Genomic DNA, 26,680 nt, shown 5'->3' on the forward strand with positions numbered 1-26,680 from the left:
CTTAAGGTGCGGGGGTGCGGTTCTAGTTGAAGCAACGCTGCGATGCAGTATGAATCAACCGCAGTACACGATGCTGTACTTCTTGGTCGCCACCGGCATGTGCCACGTGCCCGAGAAGCCCTTGTGCAGGATGAAGGCGTCGCCGGCGGCATAGCGTTCGCTGCGGCCGTCGTCGCTGGTGATGACAACTTCGCCTTCGATCAGCACGCAGACTTCGTGGATCGGCAGGTCGGCCAGCTTAAGCGTGCCCGCATCGCATTGCCACACGCCGGCGGACAGCATGTTGGCCGCATCGGAGAAGGCATTGAGGGCGTGCGGCGCCTTGGCGCCTTCGAGAATGACGTCGGCGGGATCGTGCAGGGCAGGGTTCAGGCCGGAAGCGCCGGGGCCTTTAGCGTCGATGCGGGTGAAAGTGATGGTGCTCATGTGTCTCTCCTGGTTAATGTGATTCAAAGACGAGGGATTCGAAAACGGAATCGAAGCAGAACCGGAGTCTGAGCCAAAGCTGCGTAGCGATGAATTTCGATTTGAAGACATTCAGATTGAGCGGCGTCGATGTAAAGCATTCGATACTGCTCTTGGGCGCTTTGCCGGCCCAAGGTCTGACCCAACCATTCATGTAAAGGACAAGCCCATGCAACACGCCAAACAGTTTTATATCGACGGACAATGGGTCGATCCGCAAAACCCGGCCGGCGCTGCCACGCTCGACGTGATCGATCCGTCCACGGCTACCGCGTTCGCGCAGATTTCGCTCGGCAGCGCGGCCGACGTCGACCGCGCCGTGGCCGCGGCGAAGCGTGCTTTTCCTGCTTACAGCGAGACCACGATCGCGCAGCGAATCGATCTGCTGCAAGCGATCCTCGACGTCTACCGCAAGCGCTACGACGACATGGTGCATGCGATCAGCCGCGAGATGGGCGCACCGCTGCAATACGCGAACGACGCGCAGGCATGGACCGGCGTCGCGCATCTGGAGACGATGATCCGCACGCTCGACACGTTCGAATTCGAGTACGTGAAGAGCAGCATTCTGATCCGCAAGGAAGCGGTTGGCGTGTGTGGGCTGATTACGCCGTGGAACTGGCCGGCCTTGCAGATCGCCACCAAGGTCGTGCCCGCGCTCGCGGCCGGATGCACGATGGTGCTCAAGCCTTCGGAACTGGCGCCGCTCTCCGGCATCATCTTCGCCGAGATCCTCGACGAAGCGGGCGTGCCGGCCGGCGTGTTCAACCTCGTCAACGGCGAAGGCGCAACGGTGGGCGAGGCGATGTCGCGTCATCCGGACATCGACATGATGTCGTTCACCGGTTCGACGCGTGCGGGCGTGCAGGTCGCCAAGGCTGCGGCGGATACGGTCAAGCGCGTGCACCAGGAACTGGGCGGCAAATCGGCCAACCTTATTCTCGAAGATGCCGATCTGAAGCACGCTGTGACGCGCGGCGCCCGTGCGTGTTTCGACAACAGCGGCCAGTCGTGCGATGCGCCGACGCGCATGTTCGTGCCGCGCGCACGCCTCGCCGAGGCACTAGCGTATGCGAAGGAAGCGGCTGAAGCCCTGGTCGTCGGTCCCGCGAATGCGAAGGGCATCGATCTTGGGCCCGTCATCAGCGAGCAGCAGTTCGACAAGATCCAGCGGCTGATCGGCGTGGGCATCGAAGAGGGCGCCACGCTGGTGGCCGGCGGCCCGGGCCGTCCCGAGGGACTGAAGGACGGCTACTTCGTGCGCCCGACGGTGTTCGGCAACGTCACGCCGACCATGACGATCGCGCGCGAAGAGATTTTCGGACCTGTGCTTTCAATCCTCGGCTACGACTCGGAAGATGACGCGATCGCGATGGCCAACGACAGCCTCTACGGTCTCGCAGGCTATGTGCAATCCGCCTCGATCGAGCATGCGCATGCCGTGGCGAAGCGCCTGCGTACCGGCACGATCTATCTGAACTACGCAGACTACAATCCCGATGCGCCGTTCGGCGGCTTCAAGCAATCGGGCAATGGCCGCGAGTACGGCGAGTTCGGTCTCGAGGACTTTCTGGAGATCAAGGGCGTGGTGGGCTACGCGAACTGAAGCTGCGTGACGGCCGGTCGGTGAGGGACATCACCGCGCCGGCAGTTTTCCGATGGCGGTTCCAATCTGCGGACGCCGTTTGCGGGCGTCTATAATCTTTGCCGGAATTCGCCTTCGGACCTTGAACCTGTGAAAACGACTATCGCTATTGCGCTTGCTGCGCTTGCCCTGAGCGGCTGCATGTCCGCCGAAAAAGAAGAGGCGCAGGCGCGCGACTTTACCCGCTCAGAGAGCCTGCTCGATAGCGCCCAGCGTAATGCCGCGGTCGGGTGCGCGGATCAGGCGCAGTGCGACAAGGCCTGGTCGCTTACCAAGGACTACGTGGCGGCGCATTCTTACACGTCGATCGTCCGCGCTGACGCGGTAGCGATCGAGACCGATGTTCCGAGCCGCTCGGGGCACGCGGTCTATTCGGCCACGCGCGTGGCCAAGGGTAGCGGGGCGACAATCACGCTGTACGCGCAGTGCCGTGGCATGTATGGCCCGGATCGCGCCATGGGCTCCGACTACGATGATTGCGTCAAGCAGATCGGTCCGACGCAAAACGGCTTCGTGCCTTATCTGCAGCAGCATCTGTCCAGCCAGTAACGGACGAACCTTCAGGTCGCGGAGTGACGCGACATCATCCGTTCGAATGCATCGACGATACGCTGCACGTACGGATTCTTGTGGGCGAGAGCGCCGGTTGCGCGCTCGAAGTGCGCCAGCATGGTCGCGTTCGCTTCGAAGATCAGTACCTGTCCGTCAGGCAGCACCGTGAAGTCGATTCCACCGTAGTCGAGATCGAGCCGTCTGCCGATCGCCGCGATCGCACTTATGACACGCTCGCCGAGCACGGCGTGCGGATTGTCGAGGAAGCGCCGCTCTTCCTCCAGCTTCCACGCATGCTGTTCCATGTCGGCGGAGTAGTAGTGCACCATCCAGTGCGGTGAAATTGCCAGATGGTAGGGAAACGGCTCCCGGTCGACAAAAATGATCCGGTATTTGCGGTAGAAGCCGTCAGCGCTGCGATAGTCGCGAAACGCCGTGAGATAGCAAACCTCGGTTTGTGCCGAGCGCCATGATTCGAGCGCTGTGAGGCTCTCGCATAAGGTCAGCCCCTCGCCGCCGTGCGTGGCGGCGGGACGTGCGAGGACCGGAAAGTCGATGCCATCCGCCGCTAGCAGCGCGTCAAGCGCGCTGCGTGAAGCCGGCACGACTTCGCTGCGTACGCAAGGCGCCACCTGCACGTCCGGCAATCCGTTGAACAGGCTAGCGGTATGGTGCCGTTGAGTTCGGGCGATAGCGTCGGGCGGATTAAGCACGGGTCGCGCACAGTGCGAGACGAAGCGTGCGAGTCGCCCGGAGAGCGGAGCGGCGATATCCGCATCGCCAATCGCGTTGAACACGAGGTCATAGGGCGGCAGCTGCTGGTCTTCTGCGTCGGCGGCGTAGTCGATTGCGTATTTGATGCGGCAGCAGATCGTGCTGGGCAGCAGAGCATCGAATGGCACATTGCCGGCAGTGTGTGCCGCGCAGAGGATCAGCACGCGGCGCTGCCCGGCGCCGCTTCCTTCGATAAAGACACGTTGGATCCGATAGGCACGTTCCCGATACGCGGCGGCTTCGCTCGCGCGTTCGCCGCCTGCGAGGATGGCAGCCAGATTCTGGCAGGCCACCGCGACATGCGGATCGAGCGTCAGAACGAGGCGGTACCAGTATTCGGCGATCGCATGATCGCTTTTCATGAAGTATCCGGTCGCGACATCGCAGAGGTTCGCGGTGCTGGCATTGGGCGCCGCAGTGGCGTAGGCGTCCAGCGTGTGGGCGGCGATCAGATGCGCGACGGCGGCCAGTTCGTCGCCTTCGGCACGTCGCGTTTCAGCGAGCGCGCGGTGATGGGACGGATCGAGCGAGGGGCTGTCGTCGGCATACCCCGCCGACGCGCTCGGAGGCTGTGCCTTGCGGTCGGCATCGTTGTGGGGATTCTGGGTCACGGTCGCTCGGGATAGCGGCAGGGCGACGCGCCGCTGCGCACTCGAAGCATAGCGGGCGTGCATGCGATTCAGCTTACAGCGCCGCGTGTTCGTCACCCCACCACATCACTACAGCAGCAGTTCGATCGAATGAAACAGCCGGCGCAGTTCAGGGTCTTGCGAGCGCGCGCCTTCGTCGATGACTTCACGCAAACATTCCAGAAAACACGTGGCGGCCGGACTCGTCGGCGCGCCGCGGCGTGACGTGATGCTGACGATGGTTTCATCCACCGTCTCGCGCAAGGGGAGCGCCCACAGGTTCTCCTTCGCGATGAGCACCTCGACGAGCGGCCACGGAAAAATGCTGACCATGTCCGTTCGTGCGAGCAGACCAAGCACGACCGAGAGCGAGTGCGCGAGGTGGATCGTGTGCGGCACCTTCATGCCGCGCTTGCGAAACAGATTGTCCGAGATCGACTCGCGGCTTGCCGGGTCCCAGTTCAGCACCCATTCGGCGTTTTCCAGCTCGAGCAGCGTGCGGCAGCCCGCCTTCGGATGATCGCGCCGCGCGCACACCGCCGAATGCGTTGAAAACAGCGGTACGTTGTGAAACTCCGATTGCGGGGATGCGGGCGGCGGACGGCCGATCGAGAAGTCGAGGCTGCCGTCGCGCAGACGCGGTTGCACGACGCCCAGCAGCCCCTCAAAAAATTCCAGTTGGACTTCCGGCATGCGCTGCCGGAACCGCTGCACGGTGGGCGGCAGAAAAGTCAGCGCCACCCACGGCGTGACGCCGATCGACAGTTTGCCGGCCGCCGCGCCGCGCATCGCCTCGATCTCCGCTTCCGCGCGCTGCAACTGACCGAGCACCAGCCGCGCATGCACGACCAGCGCGCGGCCGAACTCCGTGAACGCGACGCCGCTCGCGCCGCGCACCAGCAGCGGCGCGTGCAGATCGGCCTCCAGTTCGCGCATGGCCTTGGTTACAGCGGCCGGCGAAAGGTCGAGCGAACGGGCGGCGGCCCGGATACTGCCGGTATCCGCAATGGCCGCTAAGGTGCTGAGTTGATGCAGTTTCATCTGGAAAACCCGTACATGGGTGGCAACCACTGGTTGCTGGCGCAACGATTCTACGCCTGCCGCTGGAAAATCGGCGTGGTTATGCTCGGTTCACGCTTTCATCGACGGAGACAACATCGTGAACACCATGGCCATCCCGGCGGGCATCGCCGAACTCGAAGACGAAATGATCGCGCTGCGCCGCCGTATCCACGCGCAGCCTGAACTGGCTTACGAAGAGTTCGCCACCGGCGACCTGGTCGCGGAACGCTTGCAGGAGTGGGGCTACACCGTGCATCGCGGGCTGGGTCAGACTGGCGTTGTAGGGCAACTGAAAGTAGGCGGCGGCACGCGCAAACTCGGCCTGCGCGCCGACATGGACGCACTGCCGATCCACGAAACTACCGGTCTGCCGTACGCGAGCACCGTCCCTGGCAAGATGCACGCATGCGGCCACGACGGCCACACGGCGATCCTGCTGGCGGCCGCCAAGCATCTGGCGCAGGAAAAGAGTTTCGACGGCACGTTGAACCTGATTTTCCAGCCCGCTGAAGAAGGTCAGGCCGGCGCGAAGAAAATGCTCGAAGACGGCCTGTTCGACAAGTTTCCGTGCGACGCGGTCTTCGCGATGCACAACATGCCGGGTTTTCCGACTGGCAAGTTCGGCTTCCTGCCGGGCTCGTTCATGGCGTCGTCCGATACGGTGATCATCAAGGTGACCGGCCGTGGCGGTCATGGCGCGGTGCCGCACAAGGCGGTCGATCCGGTGGTGGTGTGCGCGCAGATCGTGCTGGCCTTGCAGTCGATCGTGTCGCGCAACATTGCGCCGCTCGACATGGCGATCATCACCGTCGGCGCGATCCATGCCGGTGAAGCGCCGAACGTGATTCCTGAAACCGCGGAGATGCGCCTGTCGGTGCGCGCGTTGAAGCCCGAGGTTCGTAACTATTTGCAGGAGCGCATCACGGCGGTCGCCTGCGGACAGGCGGCAGTGTTCGGCGCACGCGCGCACGTTGACTATCAGCGACGTTATCCGGTGCTCGTCAACGATGCGCAGATGACCGGTCTCGCACGGCAGGTCGCGCTCGACTGGCTCGGCGAAGACGGTTTGATCGCCGACATGCAACCGTTGACCGGCAGTGAAGACTTCGCGTTTCTGCTGGAGCGTTGCCCGGGCAGTTACCTGATCATCGGCAATGGCGACGGCGAGGGCGGTTGCATGGTCCACAACCCGGGCTATGACTTCAACGACGACTGCCTCGCTACCGGCGCCGCCTATTGGGTGCGGCTCGCGCAGACGTTCCTCGTCTGAGGCAGGTGGCATTGCGTTGAACTGAGGCCGTGCAAGGCTCCGAGGGTCACGAAGACCAGCGGGGCCATCAAGGCCGTGTTGGGGCCAGTCAGACCGTCCATTGCTTTCAGGCGCACAAGGCCGCAGGTCTGCGCATTGGCAGGAAGGACACCATGGAGACACAGATGGACTATTCCGCTACACCGCAACCCGCAGGCACCGACGCGTTGAATCTCGGCGGCGCGTCGGCCATGCCGCCGGCCAAACGCACGAGCCACGCCAAAGCGATTGCTGCGATCACGCTCGGCAACGGCCTCGAGTTTTTCGATTTCACGATCTACAGTTTCTTCGCGACGATCATCGGCAAGCTGTATTTCCCAGTGGAGGGGCAGCTTGCGCAACTGATGCTGGCGGTCGGCACGTTCGGCGTGGGATTCATCATGCGTCCGGTGGGCGGCATCGTGCTTGGTGCCTATGCCGACCGCGCCGGCCGCAAGGCCGCGATGAGTCTCACACTGTGGCTGATGACACTCGGCTCGGCGATCATCGCGTTCGCGCCGACGTATGCAGCGATCGGCGTCGCCGCGCCGCTGCTGGTGATCCTTGCGCGATTGATTCAGGGCTTCGCGCTGGGCGGTGAGATTGGTGCATCGACATCGTTGCTGCTTGAATACGGTAGCGACAAGACGCGTGGGTTCTACGGAAGCTGGCAGTTCGTGAGCCAGGGATTGAACACCGTATGTGGCTCGCTGCTGGGTGTGGCGTTGGCGGCGGCGCTGTCCACTGCCGCCCTGGAGAGTTGGGGCTGGCGTGTGCCGTTTGTGATCGGCATGGCGATGGGGCCGATTGGTATTTACATCCGGCGGCATCTGGACGAAACGTTGCCGGGCGTAGAAGACGGTACGGTTTCGGCGGCCCAGGCGCCTGATGCACAGCCGGTTCGCAAGTTGTTCCGCGAACATTCGCGCGTGATCACGACGGGTGTGTTGACGACGATTGGCGGCACGGCCGCGAACTACATCGTGCTGTTTTATCTGTCGACCTACGCGATTCGGATTTTGCATTTCCCGATGTCGTCGGCGTTGTGGGCCGCTTGGACCGCGGCGATCGTGACGGTGATTTGCTCGCCGTTTGCGGGGACGTTATCCGATCGCGTGGGGCGTAAACGTGTTTTGTGGATTTCGCGGGTGATGTTGATTGTTGCCGTGTATCCGGCTTTTATGATTATTAATGCTTTGCCTACGGTGCCGGTTTTGTTGTCTGTTGTTGCTGTGCTGGCTGTGTTTGTCGCGTTTACCGCGGTGCCTAATATCGTCATGTTGCCCGAGATGTTTCCGCGCGAGATTCGCGCTACCGGGATGTCGATTGTTTATTGTTTAGGGGTTTCGATTTTTGGTGGGTTTGCGCAGTTTTTTGCTACCTGGTTGATTCAGATTTCGGGGAGTAATCTGGCTCCTGCGTGGTATTTGATTGGGTGTGGGGTTGTGTCGTTGTTGCCGTTGCCGTTTATGAGGGAGACTGCTGGGAAGGCTATAGATTGAAGGTGTTTTTTTGCCTTTGGCGGCGGCATTGTCAGTGTTCTTGTGGCGTTGGGCTTTCCTTGATCTGGCTTTGGTGCCTTTCCTTGCATTGTTAGTGGTCTATTAGCGTTGCCCCTGTGCGGGGCGGCACCTACTTTTCTTTGCATGCCGCAAAGAAAAGTAGGCAAAAGAAAGCGGCTCAAACCGCTCATGCTAAGCGGGGCCCGCGGTCTGCTACGGGTAGTGGTGCATCTGGAATCCGTGTTCTCGCACATTCGGCGTTAGTGACAAAGGACTCATCAGCTCCCACTTCGCACTACGTGCGTCGCGGACGGGTGTGCATGGGAAACCAGGGGCTTCGCTTGAGGTCCGTGGGAGTCATCGGCTTCGAGGGTGTCCGGAATTTTGTGTAAACGGGTATTGATTTAACCCGGTAACAGGCGGTCTTCGAACTGGATAGTGAAGCGGTTCAGGGCTGCCTTCCAGTCCCGGATCGGCATCGACCACTTCTTGCTGATGTTGTTAAGTGCCAGGTAAAACAGCTTGGTCACGGCCTCGTCGGTCGGGAACGAACTGCGGGTTTTGATCACCTTGCGCAGGCTCATGTTGATCGATTCGATGGCGTTGGTGGTGTAGATCACCTTCCGGATTTCCGGCGGATAGTCGAAGAACGGAATGACGCGTGCCCAGTTGCGCCGCCAGCTCTGCCCGATGGACGGATAGTCCTTGTCCCACGTGGCTTCGAAGGCACTCAGCTTCTGCTCGGCCAGCTCGACCGTCGATGAAGTGTAGATCGTCTTCAGGTCGGCGGCGACCTCGCGCTGCACCTTCCAGGACACGAAGTTCAGACTGTTGCGCACCATATGCACGATGCACAGTTGAACTGCTGCCTTCGGATAGACTGCTTCGATGGCTTCGGGGAAGCCCTTGAGCCCATCGACACAGGCAATAAAAATGTCCTGCACGCCGCGCGTTTTCAGCTCGGTCACCACCTGCAGCCAGAACTTCGCGCCCTCGGTCTGGGCGATCCACAGCCCCAGGACTTCCTTGTGGCCGTCCATGTTCACGCCGATGGCGAGGTAGACCGCCTTGGTCCGTACAGCACCGCTGTCGCGCACCTTGACGTGGATGCAGTCGAGATAAACGATGGGGTAAAGCGCGTCGAGCGGGCGGGCTTGCCAGGCCTTCACATCCTCGCTCACCGCGTCTGTTACGGCCGAGATGAGCGTGGGCGACACCTCGGTACCGTACATTTCTTCCAGATGCCCCTGAATCTCCCGCACGCTCAGGCCGCGGGCATATAGCGAGATGATCTTGTCGTCAAAGCCCGACCAGCGCGTCTGATGACGACTCACCAGCTTCGGCTCGAACGCACCCTGACGGTCACGCGGGATATCGAGCGGCAACTCGCCAAACTCCCCCTGCAACGTCTTGGCGCTATGGCCGTTGCGGGTGTTGCCCGTGGCATTGGTGACCGCTTCGCTCTTGCCGTGGCCCAGGTGTTCGGACATCTCCGTCTCTAGCGCCCGTTCAACCAGCATCTTCGTGAGCTGCTTGAGCAGGCCGTTCTCGCCAATCAGGTCCTCTGGTTTCTGGTAGTTCGCCAGCAGGCTGTCGGCCAGCTTGACGAGCTCAGGGTCGGGTTTCACGCGTTTGTTGCGTTTCGCTACGGTCATCGTCGCTCCTGATTACTGGCAGTCTCCTGCCAAATGACCGTTTACACAAAACTAATTACACCCTCTCGGCTTCGCCTCGGCGACGCGTCTCTGCATCCACGCGGGAACCCCCACTTCAAATGATTTGTCGGTGCCCCGCAATCACGATCACAGCCGCAGTGGCAATGGCCGTTCCAATCGCAATCGTGGTGGCGACGGCAGCGCAATGACAAGCACGCTTCGGTGGCGAGGCGTGGGCGCCAAAACGCAGCGATCGGTTTTTGAACTGCTCTTCGGCGCGCGCAGCGCCGCCGGAAGTATGATGCCCTTGTCACAAGCCTATGCCGGTGCACGAACCCAGATTCCAGATGCACCACTACCCGTAGCAGACCGCGGGCCCCGCTTAGCATGAGCGGTTTGAGCCGCTTTCTTTTGCCTACTTTTCTTTGCGGCAGGCAAAGAAAAGTAGGTGCCGCCCCGCACAGGGGCAACGCTAATAGACCACTAACAAATCAAGGAAAGGCCAAAGCCACAAGAACATAGATAAGAAGCGCCGCGAAGGCAAAACCCCAACCCATTCCCACCGCCGCAGGCACCTTCCCTTATCTAACAGCCGACTTCCCATCCCCCAAAGGCGCCGCCTCATCCCCCGCACCTGCATCCCGCGTCTCGGGCATCGCGGCCCACACCAGCAGCACAGCAAGCGCGCCCGCCGCAGCAAGTCCAAAAAAGCTGACAGCATTGCCAAAATGATCCGCCACAAACCCGGCAGCAGTCGTGCTCAAAGTAGCCCCAATCCCCGCAGCCAACCCAAACAACCCAATACAAAGGTTGTACCGCCCCTTCCCGCCAGCAACATCGGCGGCAATCAACGGCAGCATCACACCGAACACGGCCGCGCTCAGGCCGTCGAGCATCTGCACCGGCACCAGCAAATAAGGGCTGCTGATCCCGGCAAACAACAACGCCCGTATCGGCAACGCCGAAAATCCAAGCAGCAGAATCGGCCTGCGTCCCCACCGCTCGGCAGAGCGCCCAACCCATGGCGACATCATCGCCACAATCGCCTGCGGCACGATAATGCACGCGGCAATCACGAGCTGCACGTTGTCGCCCATGCCGGCCGTCACTTCGCCAGCGGCGAGATTCAACATCGCCGCATTCGACAAGTGGAACAGCACGATACAAGCCGCAAACAACAGCATCCGCTTGTCACGCAACAACTCGCGCAAACTCTCGCGCCGTTCGATCTGCGCCGGTGTCGGCCCGGTTTTCGGGAGCTCGATCGTATCGGTACGCTGAATCATCGTCAGCGCAAACAGCGCCGGGACCGCCAGCGCCGCGGTCAGCCAGAACACCGCGCGGGGCGAATAGTATTCGCCGAATACGCCCATCAACCCGGCCGCGACGGCGCTGCCGATGGACGCCCAGCGCGCATTGCGTCCCAACCGGTCGCCCAGATTCGCGCGCCCCACGAGAGCGAACGAGATCGCGGCCAACGCCGGCGTCAGCATGCAACTGGCAAAGCCGTGGAACACCTCGGCGGCAATCACCGGCAGCACCGTCGGGCTCGCGGCCAGCAGCACCGCACTGAAGATGATCGCGAAGATCGCCCATGCGGCAGCGCCTTTCTTGTTGCGCAAAGCATCAACGGCAGCGCCGCCCGGCACCTGGCTCACCATCGCACTTATCGTGCCGACGGACAGCGCCATGCCGATCTCGCCCTGGGTCCATTTGTGCGAGGCGAGGTACGACGCAATGAACGGCCCGAAACCCGTCTGCACGTTGGCGACGAAAAAATTCAGCCAATCGAGTGCGCGCAGACTGCGCGCGGTGACCAAAGTGCGGCCTGTCATCGGGCCGCCCGTGTGTTGGAACCCGCCGTGACTGTGGCCGGCGCGGCAGAAGCCGCAGCGGCGGGAGCAGGCGCGGAAGCGGGAGCGGGTGGCGGCGCGGGCGATACCGCGCGGATCGGCTTGTCGCTGGCGTATGGCGGCGTCGCGTTGATCTGCGCATCGCTCAGATCGATCAGCGGATGCAGCTCCTTGTCTTTCGTGATGAAACGCAGCGCCGACCAGTTGGCGGCAATCGTGCGCCGCTCGGTGCTGACCATGCCGTTGACGTCGAGCACGACCGCTTGCGGCTGCGCGTTGGCGTCGATCAGCACGTCGATCACGCGGCCGACCTTGGCGCCGTTCGAGCGCTCGACATCGGCGTCGATCAGCGGCAATTGCACGGCGGCGGACTTCGCCGCGGGCGTCGGCGTGGCCGTCGCGTTGAGTGTGATCGGCGCGGTCTTCGCGGTGGGTGTGAAGCGGAACGCGTTCCAAGGGAAATTGACCTTGCGATCGCCGACGCCGAGGAAACCCTGCAGATTGACCACGATTTCGCGCGGCTTGCCGCTCGCATCGGCGATCAGATCGACTGCGCGGCCCACCACCTTGCCGTCGGGCTTCTGCACTTCACTATCGAGCAAGGCGCGCGCCTCGCTGCGCTCGATCGTGCGCAGCACAATCAGCGGCGGGGGGGCGGGCGGAGGCGGCGCCGGTGTGGCGACCGGCGGCGGAGGTTCGACCTTGCGTGGCTTGACGACCGGCTTCCTGGGCTTCTTCGGCTGTCCGGGCTCGGCCGCTTCAGTCTCGGCCGGTTCCGGCGCGGAGGCGGCTACGGGCGCGCTCGCGGGTTCGACGGGCATCACGGTGGCATCGACAATCGGCGCCTGCTGCGGGCCCCACAGCAGGCTGCAACCGGACAGCGCGAACAGCGCGAACACAGCAAGAAGCAGAAGACGCCAGGCAGGACGCGAAAAACCGCCGCTCATCAAGAAGGACTCCATGGGCCAGTGCGGACGGGCGCTGTGGGCCGCCGCCGTTAAGACACTCAGTTACGTCAGGTAAGGGCCAGAGTGTAACCCGCGGCGCCGGGGCGGCCCGATTTTGCAGGCTTTCTGACAGGTGTCCCCGGCGCACGATTCATGCCGCGTTGCGCGCTTCCGGCCGCGACGTACGCCCTTTTTTGCGCGCTGAACCCCTCAAAACCCTTTCACAACTCGATGACAAACCGTAGGTGTAAACGCGCGGAGCGTCCCCATGATTTGCCGTCCCTTAAACGATATAAGCATCGCGACATGTCGAGCATGCCATTCATGCGATGGGAGACATATTTGTGTTGCCCTACATTTCGGGACAGCAAAAGAAGAACGGAGCATGCGGGTTGTCCGGACGCATCGCAAGCCGACGTTCAAACCTTGCCACACCACATTAGATCAACGCAACGAGACGAACCTGATGGCGGCCGGAAACCGGGCCGTTTCAGCACGCTGATAAAGGAGGCACTCATCATGATGGAACCCCACGCCCAACCGATTTCTGAAGTCGGCGCCGAATCATTCGACGGAAAGGGCTTTCTCGACCGCTACTTCGAAATCTCGTCACGCGGTAGTTCGCAGCGTACGGAAATCGTCGCGGGCATCACGACCTTCCTCGCGATGGTCTATTCCGTGTTCGTCGTGCCGGGCATGTTCGGCAAAGCGGGCTTCGACACCAGCGCGGTGTTCGTCGCCGTGTGCCTGACCACCGCCTTCGGTTCGCTGCTTATGGGGGTCTGGGCGCGTCTGCCGATCGCGATCGGCTGCGCGATTTCGTTGACTGCGTTCACCGCGTTCGGCCTCGTACTCGGTAAAGGTCTGCATCCGAACGTCGCGCTCGGCGCGGTGTTCCTGATGGGCGTTGTCTTCACCGGCATCTCGGTGACGGGCGTGCGTTCGTGGATTCTGCGCAATCTGCCGACGGGCATCGCGCACGGCACGGGCATCGGCATCGGCCTGTTCCTGCTGCTGATCGCCGCCAATGACGTGGGTCTGGTCGTGAAGAATCCGGGCGCCGGCCTGCCGGTGTCGCTCGGCAATATTACGGCGTTGCCGGCAATTATGTCGGTGGCGGGTCTGGCAGCGATCTTCGGTCTGGTGCGCCGTCGCGTGCCGGGTTCGATCCTGATCGTGATCGTCGCGATCTCGGCGATTGCGCTGATGATCGATCCGGCGGTGGCGTTCCACGGTGTGTTCGCCGTGCCGTCGCTGAGCGCACCGGGTCACAGTTCGCTGATCGGCGCGATGGACATCAAGGGCGCGCTGTCGATGGCGGTCCTGCCTAGCGTGCTGGCACTCGTGATGACGGCCGTGTTCGACGCAACCGGCACGATTCGCGCGGTCGCCGGACAAGCCGGCCAACTCGACGAAAACGGCCGCATCATCAACGGCGGCCGTGCGCTGACGGCGGATTCGCTGAGTTCGATTTTCTCGGGCCTGCTCGGTGGCGCACCGGCGGCTGCCTACATCGAATCGACGGTCGGCGTGGCAGCCGGCGCGAAGACGGGCATGGCGGCAGCGGTGGTCGGCCTGCTGTTCCTCGTGGTGATGTTCTTCTCGCCGCTGGCCAGTCTCGTGCCTTCGTATGCAACTGCCCCGGCGCTGATGTACGTCGGTCTGCTGATGCTCTCGAACGTGAGCAAGCTGCACATGGACGATATGGTCGACGCGATGTCGGGCCTGATGTGCGCCGTATTCATCGTGCTGACCGCCAACATCGTGACGGGCATCATGCTCGGCTTCGCAACACTGGTGATCGGCCGCGTGGTGAGCGGCGAGTATCGCAAGCTGAACGTGGGCACGGTTGTCATCGCTGTCGTGCTGGTCGGCTTCTATCTCGGCGGTTGGGCGATCTGATTCTGCCGCATTGCGTTTTGCGCGGTTTGCTGTAACGCGAGAGTGGGGCGGGCTTTCCATGCTGCTTCGCTCGAACGTGTAGTCGGTTGTTCTCCACCTTGACGCGGCGTATTGCAGAGTTTGAACTGCGATGCGCCGCGTATCTTTTTTTCAGCATCCCCTTCGCTTCATTCACCTATCCCTGCGTGCTTTGAGAAAGACACGCACCTGCCCTTGACATCCTCACGCGTGTTTCTATACTTAACCTCATGGTTAAGTTTAATGAAACGTTACTCGATCGCACCTTTGCCGCGCTGTCCGATCCGACGCGGCGTGCGTTGCTCGCGCGTCTGTCTCAACTGAACGATCTGTCGGTCAGTGAGCTCGCCGAGCCGTTTGCGATGTCCTTGCCCGCGGTGATGAAACACCTCGACGTGTTGTCCGAGGCCGGTCTCATCACGCGTAGCAAAACCGGCCGCACGGTGGCGTGCCGCCTGTCCGCCGGACCGATGGAGGAAGCCATGGAATGGCTCACTCGCTATCAGCGCTTCTGGTCCGAATCACTCGATCGTCTTGCTGCTTTCGTCGAAGAGGAACCGCCATGTCCGCCAAACTCAGCCTTACCCTCCAGCGTCGCTTCGACGTCGCGCCCGCGAAAGTCTTCCGCACCTCTACGGAAGCGGCGCAAGTCGTGACATGGATGCATTCGACCGGTTGGAGCCATGGTCGCGATGCGCTGGAACGCTAGCTCGCCTGAATTCGCCTGACTTGCTCTATCTAACCTGTATGACGCAGAGAAGGAGACGCACATGGACCCGCAACACCGTATCGGCACGAGGGAAGAATGGCTGGCCGCCAGCAAGGCGCTTCTGGTCGAAGAGAAAGCGTACACACGCGCAGGCGATGAACTCGCCCGCAAACGCCGGGCGTTGCCCTGGGTGAAGGTCGACAAAACCTATGTATTCGAAACGCCGCACGGCCCCAAGACGCTCGCGGATCTGTTCGGCGACCGTAGCCAATTGATCATTTATCACTTCATGTTCGGCCCGGACTGGGAAGAGGGCTGTTTCGGCTGCTCGTTCGTGTCGGATCACATGGACGGCATCCTGACGCATCTTGAACATCACGACGTATCCTACGTGGCGGTCTCGCGTGGGCCGCTCGCGAAGATCGAGGCTTTCAAAAAACGGATGGGCTGGAAGTTTCCGTGGGTGTCGTCGAATGAGAGCGACTTCAATTTCGACTATCACGTGTCGTTCACGCCGGAGGAGATCGCCAGCAAGAACGGGTTCTACAACTTCACCGAGCAGGATGTCGGCATCGACGAGCTACCCGGTCACAGCGTGTTCTACAAGGACGCAGCGGGCGACGTCTATCACACGTATTCAACCTACGGACGCGGCGGCGAGCAGTTTCTCAGCGCGTACGCGCATCTCGACGTCACGCCAAAAGGCCGCGAGGAGAAGAAGAATATGGGCGAGTGGCTCAAGCATCACGATCGCTATGAGAAGGCGATCGGTTGCGCCGCGTGCGGCTCATGACGCGCGCCGGCAAGGAATCAGCGGGACGTCATGCCCCTTGGCGTCCCGCTTCATAGAACAGCGCGAACAACTCCGATTGCGAGTTGACGTTGAGCTTCGTATAGATGTGCTTCTTGTGCGCGCGCACCGTCTCGAACGAGATCGTCAGTTTCTCCGCGATGGCGCGTGTTGAAAATCCGCTCAGGGTCAGCATCGCCACCTCCACTTCTCGCGTGGTGAGGGACGAGCGGCCGCCCACCGACGATACCTGCTCGAAACGCGCGGCATAGGTGGGCGTGTCCGCAGGGGTGTCCGTGTTGATCGCTGCTTGCGTCACTGCCTCGCTCGAGGCCGGCTCCGGCGCGTCGAATGTCTCATAAGGCAAGCGCTGCCGCAGCAGCGCGATCACCCATGGCGCACAGAGCGCGAGCACCGCCAGGTCGCGCTCGCCATAGCGCTGCGTTGCGCCCAGCGAGAACGCCAGCGTATGCCTCGCGTCTATCATGTAGTTGAAATGCACTTCATCGCCGACGATGTTTTTCCTGAAGTACCGCTGATAGTAGTCGGTCATCGAGAAGTTGTCGGGCGCGACGTCCGCTAGCGTGACGAAGCCCGATGCGGGCTTCTCGGTCGCGGCGATATAAAACGGGTCGAGTTGATAGAGCGCGGCGAGATAGTCCTGGAACATCGCGTCCACCGTGCCGTCGGGTGTGGGTGATTCGGCGCAGACGAGCGGCGCCATGCCAGGCGTGAAGCGCAGGGCGACCCAGTTGTCGAACACGACATAGCGTTCGAGCGCGCGTGTGAGGCGAGTCCAGAATTGCGCGCTGTCGAGTGCTTCGATAACCGCGCCGATCTCGCGATGAAAGGCCAGATCGCGCCATTCGAGTTCCATGCGTGCTCCGTTGAGGGTAACCCAGCCGGGTGATTACGAACAAAAATATGTCTGGTAATAATAGGCCCAACCTGAACCGCGGGCGCCTGACAACAGCCGCTATTTAACGCGAAGCAGACCGGTATGGGACCAGAGTAGATGCTTTGCATGGGACTAGAGTAAGCGCTAAAGCGCCAACTCTAGTCGACCGCAGATTGCATGGGACTAGAGTAAGCGCTAAAGCGCCAACTCTAGTCGACCGCAGATTGCATGGGACTAGAGTAAGCGCTAAAGCGCCAACTCTAGTCGACACAGGAGACAAAATGCTTCAACTCGAATTGGCACAGATCCCGATCGTGGATGGCGCGGCGGGCGTGGGCGGTGCAAATGTGCAACGCGTGCTGCAAACCATCGGCCAACGCGCGGCCGGAACCGATCTGATCGTGTTTCCGGAGACCACGCTGTCGGGCTTTCCGACGCGGGACACCATCGGCGACGTGGCCGAAACGATTGACGGGCCGTCGCTTACCGCCGTCCGCAACGCGGCGCGCGAAGCCCGGGTCGCCGTGGCGGTAGGTCTCGCCGAGCGTGACGGCAGCCGCTTTTTCAACACCACGGTGCTGGTCGACGAACGCGGCGAGATTGCGCTGCGCTATCGCAAGACGCATCTGTGGGCGTCGGACGTCGGTGTATTCGAACCCGGCGACCGTTACGAAGTGTGCAGCTTCAAGGGCCTGACCGTGGGCCTCCTGGTCTGCTACGACATCGAATTTCCCGAAACGGCGCGCGCGGTTGCCTCGCTCGGCGCCGATCTGCTGATCGTGACGAACGGCAATATGGATCCGTTCGGGCCGGTGCATCGCCGCGCAATCGTGGCGCGTGCGATGGAGAATCAGATGTTCGCGGCGCTCGTGAATCGTATCGGTTCGGGTGACGACAACCTCACGTTCCCCGGTGAATCGGCGCTGGTCGATCCGTTGGGCGACGTGGTGTACGACGCCGGTCACGAAGAAACGGTCCTGCGCGCCACGCTCGATCCCGCACGTCTCGAAGGCGCGCGCGAACACTATCGTTATCTGCATGACGCGCGCATTTCGCTCGACCTCGCGACGCTGGACGGCGAGCAAGGGCAACGTGCGCGTGTGATCCGAGCGCGCTAAGGCGCGTGCGCGCACCTTCGCGCACCACGTCAGGCAAAGCATCATCGGCGCGACGTCCGCGCACCCAGCAATACTGATCGACAAAACCCGACCGGGGCGCGTGCAACGTCGCCCTCGACGACGTTCGCCCATTCGCAAGAGGAGACACCGCATGACCCCAGCATCCCCCACGGAGCGCGCCGGCGCACCTGCCGCGCCCCAAAGCGCGCATCTGAAACGCACACTCGGCCTGCCTTCGGTTTTGCTGTTCGGCCTCGCCTATATGGCGCCGCTGATCGTCTATGGCACCTACGGTGTGCTGGCGACCGCCAGTAACGACACCGCCGCGCTCGCGTATCTGATTGCCCTGGTCGCGATCGTGTTCACCGCGCTCAGTTACGGCAAGCTCGCACGGCTTTTCCCGGTAGCGGGTTCAGCGTATACGTACACGCGCAAAACCTTCAATCCGCATCTGGGCTTCATGATCGGCTGGGCCACCTTGCTCGATTACTTTTTCCTGCCAATGGTGATCTGGCTGATCGGCGCCGCGTACCTCAGCGCCGCTTTTCCGCACATTCCGAGCTGGATCTGGATCGTGGCGTTCATTGTGTTGACGAGCGCGCTGAATATTCTCGGCCTCGAACTCGCGAACCGTTTCAACATCGTGCTGATGGTGGTGCAACTCGCGATCGTCGCGTTGTTCGTCGTGTTGTGCTGCCACTATGTGACCGCGGCGGTCGGCCCTGGCGGTCTGATTTCGGCCGAGCCGTTCTTCAAACCCCACGTGCCGTTCTCGGCGACGATGGCGGGCGCCGCGATTGCCGCCTATTCGTATCTCGGCTTCGACGCGGTGTCGACGTTGACTGAAGAAACCATCGCACCTGAAAAGACCATGCCGCGTGCGATTGTGCTGATTGCGCTGATCGGCGGCGCGATCTTCGTGATCGCCGCGTACACGGTACAACTCGCGCACCCGGGTGCGGTGTTCAAGGACCCGGATTCGGCTGCGTTCGAAGTCGCGCGCAAAGTCGGCGGCGATATCTTCGTGACGGTGTTTCTGGCCGGCCTGATTCTCGCGCAGTTTGCTTCGGGCATCTCGGCGCAGGCAAGCGTGGGGCGTCTGCTGTATGCAATGGGACGCGACGAAGTCTTGCCCAAGCGCATCTTCGGTTTCGTGCATCCGAAGTTCAAGACGCCGGCGCTGAACATCGCGATCGCGGGTGCAATCGGTCTTGTTGCGTTGAAGCTCGATGTGGCGACCTCGACGTCGTTCATTAACTTCGGCGCATTTCTCGCGTTCACCGCGGTCAATCTGTGTGTGATCCGCCAGTTCTTCAACGCGAAGGGCGGTGCCAATGCGATGGGTGCGATCGGCGGCCTGCTGTTCCCGCTGGCTGGTGCGATTGCGGATATCTGGCTGCTGGTGAGTCTGGAGAAAACCGCACTGGTGCTTGGCGCGGTGTGGTTCGTGCTGGGGTTGTGCTATCTCGGCTGGATCACGCGCTGTTTCCGCCGGGCGCCGCCGGAAGTCGCGGTCTGACGCAACCGCTCGCACCTGTGCGCGTGGTTGTTCCGTCAGCGGCGAGGTGAGACGCGGTTCAAAACTGATGGCGCTGCATCGCGCAGCGTCGAACTCACAACGCCATGTCGAAGGCGGGTTTGAGGAACAGTTCGATCGCCATCACGATAAGGCTCATCACGGCCGCGGACAGCGTCAACGTGCCGTACTCGTCGTAGCGTGCATCGTACAGGCACGCTACGACGAAAATAATCGCTAGCAGGTTGGTCAGCCAGTCGAAATTCAACGCCAAGGTCATCGATCAAATCCGGGCTTACGCGCGACTCGTATCGTCGAATCGCGCTATTACGTGAGCCGGATTCTAGCGAGTTGAGCTTACGGATTTGCTACGCCTGGGCTTACATGGATTACGCCCGGGAGGAAGTCCCCTCGGCTTCCGCTTTGAAGGACACCCCCTGGGTTAAACCCCGAATGAACTCACCTGGCGGCCATCATGTCGTGCTCGATCCAGTCGATCACCGACGTGCGTTTGGGCTGCCAGCCGAGCAGTTTGCGCGCGCGCTCACCGCGCACGCGGCTGTTCGAACCGAGCCCGTACGAAGCCATTTCGTAACCCCATTCCTTCTGCGCTTCTGCGAGCGGCCAGTCTTGCGGCTCGCGCAGTTTCATCACGCGGGCGATCGCGGCGCTCATGTCGCGAAACGACGCCTCGCCGCTTTCGACAAAGTAGAAGGTGCCCGCCGGCGTCTTCTCCAACGCAAGGCGATAGAGTTCGGCGACGTCGCCGATATGCACGTTCGACCAGATGTTGCCGCCGCGACCCACATGCCGCACCACGCCGCTCTTTTGCGCCTGACGCACGAGTCGCGGCAACTGCACGCTTGCGCTGCCCGGCACGTCGCCGTGGCCATAGATCAGCGTGTTGCACAGCACCGCCGAGCGGATGTTCTGCTGCGCCGCATCGAGTACGAGTTGATCGATGGCAACGCGTGCCGCTTTGTCCGCGGTCGGTTCGGGCAGGGCGTCTTCGCGATAGATGCGTGCTTCGCCCGCTTCACCGCCAGATGCGTCGCCGACGATGCTCGAGCCGCTCGTATGCAGAAACGGCTTGCCGGAGCCGGCGAGGCCGTCGATCAGCGCTTTCACAGCGCCTTCATGGTCGCTGCTCGCGGCGTTGATGACCGCGTCAGCGGCTTTGGCTTCGGCGATCAGCAGTTCGCGGTCGTCGAGCGTGCCGATCACGGGTTCGATACCGAGGCGTTGCAACTCAGCGCTGTGTTCGGGTTTGCGGATTAAACCGCGCACATGATGGCCGGCGCGCGCGAGGTGCGCCGCAATCGAACCGCCGATAAAGCCGCTTGCGCCAGTAATGAAAATCTTCAAGACGTTCTCCTAGGGTGGAAACACCGGAAATACGATGACATGGACGCAGTATCCGCTGTCTTGATTCTCGCAAAAAGCGTGTTAGTCTCAAATCAATCTTGATTTGAAATCAACAATGAAAACTTCCACCGACGAATTACTGGTGTTTGCGACGGTGATCGACTGCGGTTCGATCACCGCAGCGGCCGAGAAATTGCAGCAGACCGTCTCCGGCGTGAGCCGTGCGCTAACGCGCCTCGAAAAGAAACTCGACACCGCGCTGGTGAGGCGCACTACGCGCCGTTTGCAACTGACCGAAGAGGGCGAGGCGTTCCTGCGGCGGGCGCGGGCGATTCTCGACGCCATGGAAGAGGCCGAGGAATCCGTCACACGTGGACGCGAGCGGCCCTCGGGACGTTTGCGTGTCGATGCGGCGTCGCCGTTCATGCTTCATTGCGTGGCGCCCCATATGAAGGCGTTTTCGGCGCTGTATCCGGAGATTCGTCTGGAGTTGACGAGCAACGAGCGGATCGTCGATCTGCTCGAGCAGAAGGTGGATATCGCGATCCGCATCGGCGCGTTGCAGGATTCGACCTTGCATGCGCGTGCGCTGGGCAGTAGCAAGCTGAGGGTGCTCGCGAGTCCGGCGTATCTGGCCGAATACGGCGAGCCGCGTTCGGTGGACGCATTGCGCTCGCACCGTCTGATCGGCTTCACGGCGCCGGAGCATCTGAATCGATGGCCGTTGCGGGCGGCTGGAAAGGGCAAGTCCGAGACGCTGAAGATCGAGCCGGCGATCACCGCATCGAGCGGCGAGACCTTGCGGCAACTGGCGCTGTCAGGATGGGGCATCGCCTGTCTCGCCGACTTCATGACCGCGGCCGACGTGCGCGAAGAGCGGCTGGTGGCGATTCTCGGCAATGTACTGGTGGATGAGCGGCAGCCGGTCAGCGCGGTGTATTACCAGAGCGCCTCGCTGGCGGGGCGCGTGCAGTGTTTCCTGGATTTCATTGCGGCGCGGGTGAGGTTGTAGTGAATCGCGTTGAGTTTTTGTCCGCTTGCCGCCCTGTATTTTGAACGTGTATATACAAGTTGGTTGTCGCGACGAACGAACGCGATGCGGCGCGCGCCGACACCCGCAACCCCCCGGCGCAAGCGATATGCGTGCCACGTAAGCTTCTAGCTCTAATGGAAACTCCCAGGCCCGAAGCTGCAAAAACAAGTTGTATATACAAGCCGACGTCGCTAGACTTACTCTTGAATTGTATAGACAAGACAGGACACAACACCATGATGATTCTGAAGCCCGGCTACCTGACCCTCCCGCAACTGCGCCAGATCGCACGCGAACACGTCGCGCTGCAACTCGATCCTGCCAGCCACGCCGCCATCGACGCCTGCGCCAAAGCCGTCGCCGATATCGCCGCGAAGGGCGAGCCGGCGTATGGCATCAACACGGGTTTCGGGCGCCTCGCCAGCACGCACATTCCGCATGACCAGCTCGAGCTGCTGCAGCGCAATCTGGTGCTGTCGCACGCGGTCGGCGTGGGTGAGCCGATGTCGCGTCCGGTCGTGCGTCTGTTGATCGCGCTGAAGCTGTCGAGCCTCGGCCGTGGCCACTCGGGCATTCGCCGCGAAGTGATGGAAGCGCTGATCACGCTGTATAACGCCGACGTGCTGCCGGTGATTCCGGTCAAGGGTTCGGTCGGCGCATCGGGCGACCTCGCGCCGCTCGCGCATATGTCGGCAGCTTTGCTGGGTGTCGGCGAAGTGTTCGCGAAGGGCGAACGCATGCCGGCTACCGAAGGCCTCGCGCTGGTTGGCCTCAAGCCGCTCACGCTGCAAGCGAAGGAAGGTCTGGCGCTGCTGAACGGCACGCAAGCCTCGACCGCGCTGGCGCTCTACAACATGTTCGCCATCGAAGACCTGTTCCGCACCGCACTGGTGGCGGGCGCGTTGTCGGTGGACGCAGCAGAAGGTTCGGTCAAGCCGTTCGACGCGCGCATTCACGAACTGCGTGGTCACCAGGGCCAGACGGACGCGGCAGCTGCTTATCGTTCGCTGTTGCAAGGCTCGGGCATCAATGTCTCGCACGCCGATTGCGACAAGGTTCAGGACCCGTACAGCCTGCGCTGCCAGCCGCAAGTGATGGGTGCGTGTCTGGACCAGATGCGTCATTCAGCCGACGTGCTGCTGATCGAAGCGAACGCCGTCTCCGACAATCCGCTGATTTTCCCGGACACGGGTGAAGTGCTATCGGGTGGCAATTTCCACGCCGAGCCGGTCGCATTTGCGGCTGACAACCTCGCGCTCGCCGTCGCGGAAATCGGTGCGTTGGCCGAACGCCGCATCGCGCTGCTGATCGACGCGACGCTGTCGGGCCTGCCGCCGTTCCTCGTGCGCGACGGTGGGGTGAACTCGGGTTTCATGATCGCTCACGTGACGGCCGCGGCACTCGCGTCGGAGAACAAGACGCTCGCGCATCCGGCCTCGGTCGATTCGCTGCCGACGTCCGCGAACCAGGAAGATCACGTTTCGATGGCGACGTTCGCTGCGCGCAAGCTCGGCGACATTGCCGAAAATGTCGCGAACATCCTGTCGATCGAGTTGCTCGCCGCTGCGCAAGGCGTCGATCTGCGCGCGCCGCACAAGACCAGCCCGAGCCTGCAGAAAGTGATGGACGTAGTGCGCAAGGACGTCGCGCATTACGAGCTCGATCACTATTTCGCACCGGATATCGCGGCCGTCACGCGTCTCGTGCAGAACGGCACGATCGCGAAGCTGAGCCCGTTCTCGTTCGCATCCGAGCAGTAAGCTCGAACATCACGTTTCAAGCACGCCAATCAAGCCAATGAACGCACCGGCCTATCAGGGCATCAAGGACTTCATCCTCGGCCGCATCCATGCGGGCGAATGGGCTGAAGGCGACCAGGTGCCCTCCGAAAACGAGCTCGCCCGTGAATTCAATGTGGCGCGCATGACGGTCAACCGTGCGTTGCGCGAGCTGACTTCGGAGCAGGTGCTGACGCGCGTGCAGGGCTCGGGCACGTTTGTGGCCCGGCCCAAGTACGAATCGACCCTGGTGGCGATCCGCAGCATTTCCGACGAAATCGTCGCGCGCGGTCATCGCCATCAGGCGAACGTGCTGCACATCGGCGCAAGCATCGCTGATGAAGCGCTTGCCGAAGAAATGCAGGTGAGCGCGGGCAGCCCGGTGTTTCATTCACGCGTGTTGCATTTCGAAAACGACGAGCCGGTGCAACTCGAAGAGCGCTGGGTCAATCCGGCGGTCGCGCCCGAGTACGCATTGCAGGACTTCACGAACACCACGCCGAATCAGTATCTGGTGCGGGTGGCGCCGTTGCAGCGCGTCGAGTACCGCATCGAAGCTTTGGCTGCGGATGCGGATACCCGCGAGCTGCTGACGATGGATGAACTCGAACCGTGCCTCGTGCTGCATCGACGCACGTGGTCGCAGAGCCAGGTCGCCTCGATCGCCAATCTCTGGCATCCCGGCAGCCGCTATCGCTTCACCGGACATTTCTGATTCTGCTGCTTTTAAAGACCGTTTCCGACTCATTTCCCTGAACTTCTCCCGCACATTTTCAAGCATCCCGAGGGCCACCATGAACAACCCGAAACACATCGACCCGCGTCTGGACCCGACCCGCACGATCCGCGCACCGCGCGGCGCGGAAAAGACCTGCAAGACCTGGATCGCGGAAGCCGCGTACCGGATGATCCAGAACAATCTGGACCCGGAAGTCGCCGAGCATCCGCACGCACTGGTCGTGTACGGCGGCATCGGCCGTGCCGCGCGTAACTGGGATTGCTTCGATCAGATTCTCACGTCGCTGAAAGACCTCGAAGAGAACGAGACGCTGCTGATTCAATCGGGTAAGCCGGTCGGCGTGTTCAAGACGCATGCGGACGCACCGCGCGTGCTGCTGGCGAATTCGAATCTGGTGCCGCATTGGGCGACGTGGGAACACTTCCACGAACTCGATCGCAAGGGTCTGATGATGTACGGGCAGATGACTGCGGGCAGCTGGATCTACATCGGCAGCCAGGGCATCGTGCAAGGCACCTATGAGACGTTCTTCTCGGTGGCGAACCAGCATTTCAACGGGGACCCTTCGGGCCGCTGGATTCTGACGGGTGGCTTGGGTGGCATGGGCGGAGCGCAGCCGCTGGCGGCAACCATGGCCGGCTTCTCGATGATCGCGGTGGAATGCGACGAGACGCGTATCGATTTCCGCCTCAAGACCCGTTATGTCGACAGGAAAGCGGCGACGCTCGACGAAGCGCTCGCCATGCTTGAAGAAGCGAAGAAAGCGGGCAAGCCGGTGTCGATCGGCCTGCTCGGCAACGCAGCAGATGTGTTCGCTGAATGCGTGACGCGTGGCATCACGCCGGATTGCGTGACCGATCAGACCAGCGCGCACGATCCGATTCATGGCTACCTGCCGCAAGGCTGGAATGTCGAAGACTGGCGCGAGCGTCAGAAGACGGTGCCGGACAGCATCGTGCTGCCCGCCAAGCAGTCGATGGCCAAGCAGGTTCAAGCGATGTTGACGCTGCAGGAACGTGGCGCGGCCACGCTCGACTACGGCAACAACATTCGTCAGATGGCACTGGAAATGGGTGTTGAAAACGCGTTCGATTTCCCGGGCTTCGTGCCGGCGTACATCCGCCCGTTGTTCTGCGAAGGCAAGGGCCCGTTCCGCTGGGTCGCGCTGTCGGGCGATCCGGAAGACATCTACAAGACCGATGCGAAGGTCAAGGAACTGATCCCCGACGATCCGCATCTGCACAACTGGCTCGACATGGCGCGCGAACGCATTGCGTTCCAGGGCCTGCCGGCGCGGATCTGCTGGGTCGGCGTGAAGGATCGTTATCGTCTGGGCCAGGCGTTCAACGAAATGGTCCGGAACGGCGAGCTGAAGGCACCGATCGTGATCGGCCGCGACCACCTCGACACCGGTTCGGTGGCAAGCCCGAATCGCGAAACCGAATCGATGAAGGACGGCTCGGACGCGGTCAGCGACTGGCCGTTGCTCAACGCACTGCTGAACACGGCAGGCGGCGCTTCGTGGGTCTCGCTGCATCATGGTGGCGGCGTTGGCATGGGCTTCAGCCAGCACTCGGGCGTCGTGATCGTCGCTGACGGTACCGATGCAGCGAAGGAGCGCCTCGGCCGCGTGCTGTTCAACGATCCGGCGACGGGCGTGATGCGTCACGCGGATGCGGGTTATGAACTCGCGCAGGAAACGGCGCGCGAGGCGGGCCTCAATCTGCCGATGCTGGGCCGTTGATCGTGGCGGTTGTCTCTAATGTGGCAACCACGCTCATCCGCGGCGCCGACCTCGTGGCGGCGCCGTGGAAGAACGGCGGCGGCGTCACGCGCGAAGTGGGGGCGTTTCCCGTAGGCGCGGGGCTCGATGCATTCACGTGGCGCGTCAGCATCGCCGACGTGGCGCAAGCGGGGCCGTTCTCGCGTTTCGCGGGCATCGATCGCACGCTGGTGTTGTTGTCGGGCGCGGGCATGCTGCTCGATGAAACCGACGACCCCGGTGCTCATGCCGCTAAGACGTACGCGTTGACTCAGCCGCTCGATATCGCGCAGTTTGCGGGCGAAGCGCGAATCGATGCACGCCTCGTCGACGGCGCCACGCGCGACTTCAACCTGATGGTCCGCCGTGGTACGGCGGTAGGCGAAACCGAGGTATGGCGCGGCGCTATGCAACGCACCTTGTCCGCCGACGTGGTGTTGTTGTTCTGCGCAAGCGGTTCGGTTTCGGTCACGCTCGGTGGCGAAGCCCAACCGCAAGTGCTTGAAGCCGACGACACACTGCGCATCGACACGCCGAGTGCGCTGACATGCGTGGTCGAGGGCGCGGGCGCATTGCTCGCGATCAGCATCCGCTATACGTGATCACCGCAACGATGACGACGATTCGCGTGCGCGCTTAGTTCTTGCCGAACGCCTGGCAAAGGCCCGGCAAAGCGCGCC

The 26,680-nt window shown here is 62.1% G+C and carries 23 protein-coding genes; 14 read left to right on the plus strand and 9 right to left on the minus strand.

All coding sequences use genetic code 11. The annotated features are described in order from the left end of the window. Positions 1–54 precede the first annotated feature (54 nt). Positions 55–426 (minus strand): cupin domain-containing protein, encoded by a 372-nt coding sequence (locus tag PQQ86_RS06015; protein WP_408265339.1) that lies wholly within the window; start codon positions 424–426, stop codon positions 55–57. A gap of 208 nt (positions 427–634) precedes the next feature. On the opposite strand from PQQ86_RS06015, the gene PQQ86_RS06020 reads away from it, so the two are divergent. Next, positions 635–2,071, plus strand: coding sequence for an aldehyde dehydrogenase family protein (locus PQQ86_RS06020; protein ID WP_408265340.1), 1,437 nt, complete (start codon positions 635–637; stop codon positions 2,069–2,071). Positions 2,072–2,200: 129 nt separating this feature from the next. Next, a complete protein-coding gene (locus PQQ86_RS06025) occupies positions 2,201–2,659 on the plus strand; it encodes a hypothetical protein (RefSeq protein ID WP_408265341.1) in 459 nt (152 codons plus the stop codon). Between the two features lie 11 nt (positions 2,660–2,670). Here the strand turns inward: PQQ86_RS06025 and PQQ86_RS06030 are convergent, their stop codons facing one another. Further along, on the minus strand, positions 2,671–4,047 hold the full coding sequence (locus tag PQQ86_RS06030) for an ATP-grasp domain-containing protein (RefSeq protein ID WP_408265342.1): 1,377 nt from the start codon (positions 4,045–4,047) through the stop codon (positions 2,671–2,673). A gap of 108 nt (positions 4,048–4,155) precedes the next feature. Next, on the minus strand, positions 4,156–5,106 hold the full coding sequence (locus PQQ86_RS06035) for a LysR family transcriptional regulator (RefSeq protein WP_408265343.1): 951 nt from the start codon (positions 5,104–5,106) through the stop codon (positions 4,156–4,158). A 118-nt stretch (positions 5,107–5,224) separates the two neighbouring features. On the opposite strand from PQQ86_RS06035, the gene PQQ86_RS06040 reads away from it, so the two are divergent. Continuing rightward, positions 5,225–6,397, plus strand: a complete 1,173-nt coding sequence (locus PQQ86_RS06040; protein ID WP_266261539.1) for a M20 aminoacylase family protein — start codon at positions 5,225–5,227, stop codon at positions 6,395–6,397. Positions 6,398–6,561: 164 nt separating this feature from the next. After that, positions 6,562–7,917: an MFS transporter gene (locus PQQ86_RS06045; RefSeq protein WP_408265344.1), complete on the plus strand. Its 1,356-nt coding sequence runs from the start codon at positions 6,562–6,564 to the stop codon at positions 7,915–7,917. A 404-nt stretch (positions 7,918–8,321) separates the two neighbouring features. Here the strand turns inward: PQQ86_RS06045 and PQQ86_RS06050 are convergent, their stop codons facing one another. From PQQ86_RS06050 to PQQ86_RS06060, 3 genes are all read right to left on the minus strand, one after another. Further along, a complete protein-coding gene (locus tag PQQ86_RS06050) occupies positions 8,322–9,572 on the minus strand; it encodes an IS256 family transposase (protein WP_408265345.1) in 1,251 nt (416 codons plus the stop codon). A 581-nt stretch (positions 9,573–10,153) separates the two neighbouring features. After that, entirely contained in the window at positions 10,154–11,407 is a 1,254-nt protein-coding gene (locus PQQ86_RS06055; RefSeq protein WP_408265346.1) for an MFS transporter, read from the minus strand. Beyond that, entirely contained in the window at positions 11,404–12,372 is a 969-nt protein-coding gene (locus tag PQQ86_RS06060; RefSeq protein ID WP_408270115.1) for a PRC-barrel domain-containing protein, read from the minus strand. The genes PQQ86_RS06055 and PQQ86_RS06060 overlap by 4 nt, the downstream gene beginning before the upstream one ends. A 519-nt stretch (positions 12,373–12,891) precedes the next feature. On the opposite strand from PQQ86_RS06060, the gene PQQ86_RS06065 reads away from it, so the two are divergent. From PQQ86_RS06065 to PQQ86_RS06075, 3 genes are all read left to right on the plus strand, one after another. Continuing rightward, positions 12,892–14,274: an NCS2 family permease gene (locus PQQ86_RS06065; protein WP_408203079.1), complete on the plus strand. Its 1,383-nt coding sequence runs from the start codon at positions 12,892–12,894 to the stop codon at positions 14,272–14,274. Positions 14,275–14,522: 248 nt separating this feature from the next. Further along, positions 14,523–14,948 (plus strand): ArsR/SmtB family transcription factor, encoded by a 426-nt coding sequence (locus tag PQQ86_RS06070; RefSeq protein ID WP_408265347.1) that lies wholly within the window; start codon positions 14,523–14,525, stop codon positions 14,946–14,948. A 114-nt stretch (positions 14,949–15,062) separates the two neighbouring features. Then, entirely contained in the window at positions 15,063–15,794 is a 732-nt protein-coding gene (locus PQQ86_RS06075; protein ID WP_408265348.1) for a DUF899 domain-containing protein, read from the plus strand. Between the two features lie 28 nt (positions 15,795–15,822). Here the strand turns inward: PQQ86_RS06075 and PQQ86_RS06080 are convergent, their stop codons facing one another. Then, the gene (locus PQQ86_RS06080; RefSeq protein ID WP_408265349.1) at positions 15,823–16,668 is read right to left on the minus strand and encodes a response regulator transcription factor; all 846 of its coding nucleotides are present in this window, start codon (positions 16,666–16,668) and stop codon (positions 15,823–15,825) included. Between the two features lie 302 nt (positions 16,669–16,970). Between PQQ86_RS06080 and PQQ86_RS06085 the strand changes: the two genes are divergently transcribed. Further along, positions 16,971–17,807: a carbon-nitrogen hydrolase family protein gene (locus tag PQQ86_RS06085; protein WP_408265351.1), complete on the plus strand. Its 837-nt coding sequence runs from the start codon at positions 16,971–16,973 to the stop codon at positions 17,805–17,807. A gap of 151 nt (positions 17,808–17,958) precedes the next feature. Next, on the plus strand, positions 17,959–19,326 hold the full coding sequence (locus PQQ86_RS06090; RefSeq protein ID WP_408265352.1) for an APC family permease: 1,368 nt from the start codon (positions 17,959–17,961) through the stop codon (positions 19,324–19,326). A 94-nt stretch (positions 19,327–19,420) separates the two neighbouring features. Here the strand turns inward: PQQ86_RS06090 and PQQ86_RS06095 are convergent, their stop codons facing one another. Further along, complete coding sequence (locus tag PQQ86_RS06095) at positions 19,421–19,603, minus strand: hypothetical protein (protein WP_093646755.1); 183 nt, start codon at positions 19,601–19,603, stop codon at positions 19,421–19,423. Between the two features lie 179 nt (positions 19,604–19,782). Then, complete coding sequence (locus PQQ86_RS06100; protein WP_408265353.1) at positions 19,783–20,688, minus strand: NAD-dependent epimerase/dehydratase family protein; 906 nt, start codon at positions 20,686–20,688, stop codon at positions 19,783–19,785. Between the two features lie 115 nt (positions 20,689–20,803). On the opposite strand from PQQ86_RS06100, the gene PQQ86_RS06105 reads away from it, so the two are divergent. The 5 genes from PQQ86_RS06105 to PQQ86_RS06125 all read left to right on the plus strand — a co-directional run bounded on the left by PQQ86_RS06105 (position 20,804) and on the right by PQQ86_RS06125 (position 26,602). Continuing rightward, positions 20,804–21,700, plus strand: coding sequence for a LysR substrate-binding domain-containing protein (locus PQQ86_RS06105; RefSeq protein WP_408265354.1), 897 nt, complete (start codon positions 20,804–20,806; stop codon positions 21,698–21,700). A gap of 257 nt (positions 21,701–21,957) precedes the next feature. Then, positions 21,958–23,481 (plus strand): histidine ammonia-lyase, encoded by a 1,524-nt coding sequence (gene hutH / locus PQQ86_RS06110; RefSeq protein ID WP_408265355.1) that lies wholly within the window; start codon positions 21,958–21,960, stop codon positions 23,479–23,481. 37 nt (positions 23,482–23,518) lie between these two features. After that, positions 23,519–24,214 (plus strand): histidine utilization transcriptional repressor HutC, encoded by a 696-nt coding sequence (gene hutC, locus PQQ86_RS06115; protein ID WP_054040559.1) that lies wholly within the window; start codon positions 23,519–23,521, stop codon positions 24,212–24,214. Between the two features lie 79 nt (positions 24,215–24,293). Continuing rightward, positions 24,294–25,982, plus strand: coding sequence for a urocanate hydratase (gene hutU / locus PQQ86_RS06120; protein ID WP_408265356.1), 1,689 nt, complete (start codon positions 24,294–24,296; stop codon positions 25,980–25,982). Positions 25,983–26,002: 20 nt separating this feature from the next. Further along, on the plus strand, positions 26,003–26,602 hold the full coding sequence (locus PQQ86_RS06125) for a HutD/Ves family protein (RefSeq protein WP_408265357.1): 600 nt from the start codon (positions 26,003–26,005) through the stop codon (positions 26,600–26,602). Positions 26,603–26,680 lie beyond the last annotated feature (78 nt).

This window comes from Paraburkholderia sediminicola, assembly GCF_046026675.1.
Taxonomy (GTDB): Bacteria; Pseudomonadota; Gammaproteobacteria; order Burkholderiales; family Burkholderiaceae; genus Paraburkholderia; species Paraburkholderia sediminicola_F.